The organism is Pseudomonas agronomica, from assembly GCF_025917275.1.
GTDB classification, from domain to species: Bacteria; Pseudomonadota; Gammaproteobacteria; order Pseudomonadales; family Pseudomonadaceae; genus Aquipseudomonas; species Aquipseudomonas agronomica.
This window is the reverse complement of sequence record NZ_JAOSHO010000249.1, coordinates 1-7,470: the sequence shown is the minus strand read 5'-3', so window position 1 is coordinate 7,470 and position 7,470 is coordinate 1. Positions and strand designations below refer to the sequence as shown.

General features: G+C 61.4%; 6 protein-coding genes. 3 read left to right on the top strand and 3 right to left on the bottom strand.

Going from position 1 to position 7,470, the window contains the following annotated elements; all coding sequences use genetic code 11:
* Positions 1-46 precede the first annotated feature (46 nt).
* Together OC610_RS17200 and ypfJ are read right to left on the bottom strand one after the other, a co-directional pair.
* Entirely contained in the window at positions 47-994 is a 948-nt protein-coding gene (locus tag OC610_RS17200) for an alpha/beta hydrolase (RefSeq protein ID WP_264429292.1), read from the bottom strand.
* A complete protein-coding gene (gene ypfJ, locus OC610_RS17195; protein ID WP_264429291.1) occupies positions 995-1,882 on the bottom strand; it encodes a KPN_02809 family neutral zinc metallopeptidase in 888 nt (295 codons plus the stop codon). It lies immediately after the preceding gene.
* 251 nt (positions 1,883-2,133) lie between these two features.
* On the opposite strand from ypfJ, the gene OC610_RS17190 reads away from it, so the two are divergent.
* Complete coding sequence (locus tag OC610_RS17190; protein ID WP_264429290.1) at positions 2,134-3,012, top strand: DMT family transporter; 879 nt, start codon at positions 2,134-2,136, stop codon at positions 3,010-3,012.
* A gap of 148 nt (positions 3,013-3,160) precedes the next feature.
* Here the strand turns inward: OC610_RS17190 and OC610_RS17185 are convergent, their stop codons facing one another.
* A complete protein-coding gene (locus tag OC610_RS17185; protein ID WP_264429289.1) occupies positions 3,161-4,498 on the bottom strand; it encodes an MFS transporter in 1,338 nt (445 codons plus the stop codon).
* A gap of 266 nt (positions 4,499-4,764) precedes the next feature.
* On the opposite strand from OC610_RS17185, the gene quiC reads away from it, so the two are divergent.
* Both quiC and OC610_RS17175 read left to right on the top strand, forming a co-directional pair.
* Entirely contained in the window at positions 4,765-6,663 is a 1,899-nt protein-coding gene (gene quiC, locus OC610_RS17180; protein ID WP_264429287.1) for a 3-dehydroshikimate dehydratase QuiC, read from the top strand.
* A 101-nt stretch (positions 6,664-6,764) separates the two neighbouring features.
* Positions 6,765-7,442 carry a TetR/AcrR family transcriptional regulator gene (locus OC610_RS17175; protein ID WP_264429285.1) on the top strand — a complete coding sequence of 226 codons (678 nt, stop codon included), beginning with the start codon at positions 6,765-6,767 and terminating at the stop codon, positions 7,440-7,442.
* Positions 7,443-7,470: the final 28 nt, after the last annotated feature.

Here is a 7,470-nt window from a genome sequence, read left to right as displayed (position 1 = left end):
GGGAGCGAGCTTGCTCGCGATAGGGCCCTAACATTCGCTACAAAACTCACTGCCCAAACAACACCCTCAACCCCTCCGGCGAATTGAACATCCCATCCCCATCATGCCCAACCCCGGGCACTTCGATCAGTCGTTGATTGAGCCCCTGCGGATGGCGTCGCGTCAGGTAGTCGAAAAAGAAATGCCCGCGCAGCAGTCGATACGCGCCTTGGGTCTGCGCCTCGCAGCCTTTGTCCAGGGCCGGATGCTCCGGATCAATGTCCTGTTGCCCCAGCAAATAAGTGATGTCGCGCTTGATGTAGTTATCTTCGAGTTGCGCGGGCGTTTGCCCGGCGGCGTAGGCGGGCAGGTGCTCCAGGCCGTATTTCCAATGGTTGAAGGACGGGCAACTGGCGAGTGCGAACGCCATGGGCCGTTGTGCGTCGAGGTAGGCATATGAGGATGGATTGGCAATGACGAACCGTGGCGCGATGCGGTAGGTGCCGTGGGCGAGCAGGGCATAGCGTTGCACTACTTGTGCGCCACCGGAATGGCCGGTGATGACGATCTCCTTCACTTCGGGAAACTGTTGTCGGTCGCTGACCCTGGCAATGATGTCATCCAGCACCTGGAATGAGCTGACCGGGTTCGGCCCGATGGACAGGCCTCCCCCCATCCAGTCATTGCCTTGCCAGCGCAGGAGGTCGGCGGGCAGTTGATGGCGCGCCACGTCCTGTTCGTTGAGGAATTGCGGGGCGATGATCAATGTCGTCGCGGTTTGACCGGCCTGCGCGGCAGCCCTTTCGCCACTGTGAAGATAAGTGTCGGCATTGCGCAGCCGACCGTGGACGATGATCAGCACCCGCTGGATCGAAGCCGGCGGCGGGCTCACGGCAACGGCCATGACCCCGCCCTTGAGCAACAGGCGACCTTGGGCGACTGCCTTGACGGCGTGTTCCTCGGCCTGGGCAACGGCGCAAACGAGCACCAGCCAGATCAACGTCGCCCACTTCATCTACAGGTTTTTCGCCGCGAAGGTGTCGCACTGGCTGACCTGGCCCTGGGCGAAACCGGTCTTGAACCAGCGAACCCGTTGCGCCGAGGTGCCATGGGTAAACGAGTCCGGCACCACGCGACCCTGGCCTTGCTGTTGCAAGCGGTCGTCGCCGATGGCGTTGGCGGCGTTCAAGGCCTCTTCGATATCCCCCGGCTCAAGCCAGTTCAGGCGTTTTTGCGCATGATTGGCCCAGACGCCTGCCAGGCAATCGGCCTGCAATTCCTGGCGCACCAGCAAACCGCCGTCGCCTTCCATTTGCCGACCTTGCTGGCGCGCCTCCTGGACTTTCGCCGACACGCCGAGCAGCGTTTGCACGTGGTGCCCGACTTCGTGGGCAATGACGTAGGCCTGGGCGAAATCCCCGGCGGCCGAAAAGCGCTGAGACATTTCCTGGAAGAAGCTCATGTCGAGGTAGACCTGCCGGTCCGCCGGGCAATAGAACGGGCCGGTCGCGGAGGAGGCCAGGCCGCAGGCCGAGTTGACCCGACCGCTGAACAGCACCAGCTTCGGTTGCTGGTACTGGCGCCCGGCCTGCTGGAAGACCTGGCCCCAGGTGTCTTCGGTATCGCCCAGGATGGCACGGACGAATTCGGCCTGCTCATCGTTGGCCGGCGGCGCCTGGCGGGTTTGCGAAGAGGTGGGTGCGGCCCCTTGGTCCATCTGCCCGGCCAGTTGCCCAAGGATCTGCATGGGGTCCTGGCCGGTGATCCAGCCGATGCCGACGATCAGGATGATGGCCGTCAGGCTCAACCCCTTGCCACCGCCGAAACGCATCCCGCCGCCGCCCCCACCGTCATCACGGGCATCCACCACGTTGTCACTGCGGCGACCTTTTTTCCATAACATGTGGGAAGTCCTCTGTATGCCCTGCGAAGAAATGACTGCTGTGGCGGTGAGTCTAGCTTTCCGGCGTCCAAGGCGCCCGTCATGCTTGAGCAGTGAGGCAACGGACGGTGATTTTGGTTCATCGCTGAGCCAATCCTGCCGGGCGGCGGAATTTTCATTACACTTGGGATCCAGAACTATCGGAACCCTCGCTGGCCCAATAACTGCACTGTGCGTCACGGCCTCAACATCAAGCAACGCAGGTTTCCTTCATGACCATCAGCACTCCGCTCTCCGGCGTCAATCAGGCTTTCAAGGGCATCGTGCTTATCCTGGTCGCAACGTTTTTGTTCTCCAGTCACGATGCGCTGTCCAAATATCTCTCGGGTTTCTATCCGATCATCATGGTGGTCTGGGCCCGCTACGTGGTGCACACCTTGTTGATGGCGGGTATTTTCCTGCCGCGCTCGGGGCTGCGCGTGCTGCGCACCAAGCGCCCGTTGTGGCAGGTTGCCCGGGCGTTGTGCCTGTTGGGCACCAGTCTGTTTTTCACCACGTCGCTGATGTTCATCCCGTTGGCAGAGGCGACGGCGGTCAACTTCCTCGCCCCCGTGCTGGTCACGGCATTGTCGGTACCGCTGCTGGGTGAGCACGTGACGCGCGGTCAGTGGATTGCGGTGATCTTCGGGTTCATCGGGGTGTTGATCATTGTTCATCCCGGTGGCGATCTGTTCACGCCGGCGGTGCTGTTGCCGTTCTGCTCGGCGCTGTTTTTCTGCTTCTACCAACTGCTCACGCGCAAACTCGCCGAGATCGACAGCCCCACGACCAGCAATTTTTTCGCCGGGTTGTGCAACACGTTGGTGATGAGCGCCTTGGTGCCGTTCTTCTGGCAGGTGCCGAGCCTGACCCACGGCGTGATGATGCTGGCGCTGGGCGCCTGCGGGATGACTGCGCACTTGATGCTGACACAGGCCTTCCGTTTCGCCGCCCCGGCGCTGCTCGCGCCGTTCGGGTATTGCCAGATCATCTTTGCCGGGTTGCTGGGCTGGTTGTTTTTCAGCCATACGCCGACGCTGACCACGGTGGTGGGGATTACCTTGATCTGCTTGAGTGGGTTGGCGGCGGCGTGGCAACAGCGACGCAGATAACAGGCTGCACCCACATCTGATGGTTGGCGCTGACTGTTGTGGCGAGGGAGCTTGCTCCCGCTCGATTGCGCAGCAATCGCAAAAAAGCGAGGGCCGCTTCGCAACCCAGCGGGAGCAAGCTCCCTCGCCACGGGGCGTTGTAGCCCCATCAGTTGTCGAGCGTAGGCACCTTGCGCGGTGCCATGAAGTACATCCAGGTCAGCGCGATGAAGTACATCGCCGGGATCAAGGTGAACAGTACGGTGTAGTTGTTGTTCGTGACCGTGAGGATGTGCCCCACCAACTGCGTCATGAACATCCCGCCGATGGCCGCGCACATGCCGCCGAAGCCGAACACCGTGCTCATCATGTGCTTGGGCGTGTAGTCCATCACCAGGCTCCAGATGTTGGCGGTCCAGGCCTGGTGCGCGCCGATGGCCAGGGAAATCGCAAACACCGCCACCCACAGGCTGCTGGAGCCGGCCGCCATGATCACCCCGACGATGCAGCAGGCGAACAGCAACATGGACATCAGTCGCGCCTTGATCGGATTGACCCCGCGGCCAATCAGGAATGACGACAGGATCCCGCCGCCAACGCTGCCGAAGTCGGCGGTCAGGTAGATGATGATCAGCGGGATGCCCATCTGGGTCACGTTGATGCCCAGGTTGTATTGCTGGTTCAGGAACGGCGGCAGCCAGTAAAGGTAGAACCAGAACACTGGCGCGGTCATCGAATAGGCCAGGGCGAACGCCCAGGTGCCGCGCATGCGCAGGATACGAGAGAAGGGCACGCGGGCCTGGTCCGGTTCGTCCTGGGCCTGGATGTAGTCCAGTTCCGACTGCTTCACGCTCGGGTGGTCTTCGGGGTTGAAGTATTTCAGGCCCCAGAACAGCAGCCAGATCCCGCCCAGCGTCGCCATGCACAGGAACGCGGCCTGCCAGCCCCAGACGTGCAGGATCAGTGGCAGCAGCATCGGGGTAAACATCGCACCGACGTTGGTTCCGGCGTTGAAAATACCGGTGGCCACGGCCCGTTCGCCCGCCGGGAACCACAGTCGCGTGGTTTTAACACAGGCCGGGTAGTTGGCGGCTTCGGTCAGGCCGAGAATGAAGCGGCACACCATGAAGCCCACTGCCGAGGTCGCCAGGCCATGGGCACCGGTCGCCAGGCTCCAGAGCAGCACGGCGCAGAAGAACACGCGCTTGACGCCGATCCGGTCGATCAATCGGCCCTGCAGCACGAAGCCGACCGCATAGCCGACCTGGAACCAGAAGTTGATATTGGCGTAGTCCATCGCCGTCCAGCTCATTTCCTTGGCCAGGATCGGCTGCATGACCCCGAGGGCGGCGCGGTCGATGTAATTCAGCGTGGTGGCGAAAAACACCAGGGCGAGCATGCCCCAACGGGTCTTGCCCACGGCCATCGCGCCACGGATCTTGTCGCCGATGCCACTGTGGATGGCAACCGGGCCGGGGGCCAGGCGGGAACTTTGGGAGGGAATCATAAGGTGCACCCGTTCTTGAAATTCTTATGGTGTGGTCTGGGTCTGCATTGAACCCGAAGTCGGGCGTCAACGTGGGGCCGATGGTGGGCAGTGGACAAAAAATCGTCAATTCGCTGATCGGGCATTGTGTTCGATAATCGCCCTAAAAACTAACCAGGCAGTACATATTAAATTGCCCAAAGAAACCCGCAGCTCAATAATCCCCTGACTCTTTTAAAAAGCGGCGCATCTTTTTGTAGCCGACGCCTGTCCCGGGAGCCGAAGTCATGCAGCGTTCCATTGCCACCGTTTCGTTGAGCGGTACCCTGCCGGAAAAACTCGAAGCCATTGCCGCCGCCGGTTTCGACGGCGTGGAAATCTTCGAGAACGACCTTCTCTATTACGATGGCAGCCCTCGGGAGATCCGGCAGATGTGCGCCGACCTGGGCATCGCCATCACGCTGTTCCAGCCCTTTCGCGATTTCGAAGGCTGCCGCCGCGATCGCCTGGCGCGCAACCTGGAACGGGCCGAGCGCAAATTCGATTTGATGCAGGAGTTGGGCACCGACCTGGTGCTGGTGTGCAGCAATGCCTCGGCTGACAGCGTTGGCGATGAACAGATCCTGATCGACGACCTGCGCCTGCTGGCCGAGCGGGCCGGCGCGCGTGGCTTGCGCATTGGCTACGAGGCGTTGGCCTGGGGCCGGCACGTCAATACGTATCAACAGGTCTGGAACATCGTGCGCCAGGCTGATCATCCGAGCCTCGGCGTGCTGCTCGACAGCTTCCACACCTTGTCCCTCAAGGGCGACCCGAGCGCGATCGCCGAGATTCCCGGCGACAAGATCTTCTTTGTGCAAATGGCCGATGCGCCGATCCTGGCGATGGACGTCCTGGAGTGGAGCCGGCATTTCCGCTGTTTCCCGGGCCAGGGCGAATTCGACTTGCCAGGTTTCCTCGCGCCGATCATCCAGAGCGGCTACACCGGGCCGCTGTCGCTGGAGATCTTCAACGACGGTTTTCGCGCCGCGCCGCCACGGGCCAACGCTGCCGACGGCTTGCGTTCGTTGCTGTACCTGGAAGAAAAGACCCGTCAGCGCCTGGCCGAACAAGTGCCTGCGCAAAAGCCTGACATTCTGTTCGAGACAGCGCCGGCCAGCGAGTACGACGGCATCGAGTTTCTGGAGTTCGCTGTCGACGATAACCTGGGGGCCAAGCTCGCCCATTGGTTGGAGCGCCTGGGTTTCGTCAAGGCCGGCCAGCATCGTTCCAAGAACGTCAGCCTGTTGCGCCAGGGCGATATCAACCTGATCCTCAATTGTGAGCCGTACTCGTTCGCCCACAGCTTTTTCGAAGCCCATGGCCCGTCGCTGTGCGCCATGGCGGTACGGGTCAAGGACAGCGCCAGCGCCCTGAAACGGGCCGTGGCCTTTAAAGGCCAGCCTTATCGCGGCCTGGTCGGGCCCAACGAACTGGAGCTGGCGGCGGTGCGCGCGCCGGACAGCAGCCTGATCTACCTGGTGGACCGGGACGCCGATGTCTATGGCACCGATTTCAACTTGCAACCCGCTGCCGCCATTGGCGCCGGGCTCAAGCGCATCGACCACATGGCGATGGCGTTGCCGGCCGACAGCCTCGACAGTTGGGTGCTGTTCTACAAGAGCCTGCTGGATTTCGAGGCTGACGATGAAGTGGTGCTGCCCGACCCTTATGGCCTGGTGAAAAGCCGTGCCCTGCGCAGCCGTTGCAGTTCGATTCGCTTGCCGTTGAACATTTCCGAGAACCGCAACACCGCTATTTCACACGCGCTGTCGAGTTATCGCGGTTCCGGCGTGCATCACATTGCCTTCGATTGCGATGACATCTTCGCCCAGGTCAGTCGAGCCAAGGAGGCCGGGGTGCCGTTGCTCGACATTCCGCTCAACTATTACGACGACCTGGCGGCGCGTTTCGATTTCGACGACGAGTTTCTCAGCGAACTGGCCTACTTCAACGTGCTGTATGACCGTGATTCCCAGGGTGGTGAGCTGTTCCACGTCTACACCGAGCCGTTCGAAGGGCGGTTCTTCTTCGAGATCATCCAGCGCAAGAACGGTTACGCCGGTTACGGTGCGGCCAACGTCGCGGTGCGCCTGGCGGCCATGGCCAAGTCCCGCAGCGGCGGTGTGCGACACGCCAAGTTGTAGGAAAATCGTAACCGTGGCGGTAAAGGGCAGTGCCTTGGCTTCCTTCACTGCCCGGTGCAGCCCATAATCGCCCACCTGTGCAGTGACGGCCTGAGCCCGCAATGACTATGAATCCAGAGCTTCCCGCAGCCCTCGACGAGCCTCTCGCCGCGCCGCGCAAGAGTCGCAAGAACAACCCGGAGAAAACCCGGGAAAACATTCTCCAGGAAGCCATCGTCGAGTTCGTCCAGCAAGGCCTGGCCGGCGCCCGGGTCGACGCCATCGCCGAGCGCATCCACACCTCCAAGCGCATGATCTATTACTACTTCGGCAGCAAGGAGCAGTTGTACGTCGAGGTGCTGGAGAAACTCTACGGTGATATCCGCACCACAGAAAGCCGCCTGCACCTGGCGGAACTGGCACCGGTCGACGCAATCCGGCGCCTGGTGGAATTCACCTTCGATCACCATGATCGCAACGTGGATTTCGTGCGCATCGTCTGCATCGAAAACATCCACAACGCCGAATACGTGAAACAGTCCGGTGCGATCAAGGCGATGACCAATACCATCCTCGATTCCCTGGGCGTGATCCTGCGTCGCGGTGCCGAAGAAGGCGTATTCCGTGCCGGCCTCGAGCCGCTGGATGTGCATTTGCTGATCAGCTCGTTCTGCTTCTATCGGGTATCCAACCGCCAGACGTTCGGTGAAATCTTCCAGATCGACCTGTCGGACGAAGCGGTCAAGCAGCGGCATCGGCAGATGGTGTGTGAGTCGGTGTTGCGTTACTTGCGGGCCTGACACCGAACCTGACGTGCAAGCAAGCCTG

What these genes read in the sequence shown, in the direction of transcription:
- quiC (WP_264429287.1), top strand. Translation starts at nt 4,765, where the DNA reads ATGCAGCGTTCCATTGCCACCGTTTCGTTGAGCGGTACCCTGCCGGAA.
- OC610_RS17175 (WP_264429285.1), top strand. Translation starts at nt 6,765, where the DNA reads ATGACTATGAATCCAGAGCTTCCCGCAGCCCTCGACGAGCCTCTCGCC.
- OC610_RS17200 (WP_264429292.1), bottom strand. Translation starts at nt 994, where the DNA reads ATGAAGTGGGCGACGTTGATCTGGCTGGTGCTCGTTTGCGCCGTTGCC.
- OC610_RS17185 (WP_264429289.1), bottom strand. Translation starts at nt 4,498, where the DNA reads ATGATTCCCTCCCAAAGTTCCCGCCTGGCCCCCGGCCCGGTTGCCATC.
- ypfJ (WP_264429291.1), bottom strand. Translation starts at nt 1,882, where the DNA reads ATGTTATGGAAAAAAGGTCGCCGCAGTGACAACGTGGTGGATGCCCGT.
- OC610_RS17190 (WP_264429290.1), top strand. Translation starts at nt 2,134, where the DNA reads ATGACCATCAGCACTCCGCTCTCCGGCGTCAATCAGGCTTTCAAGGGC.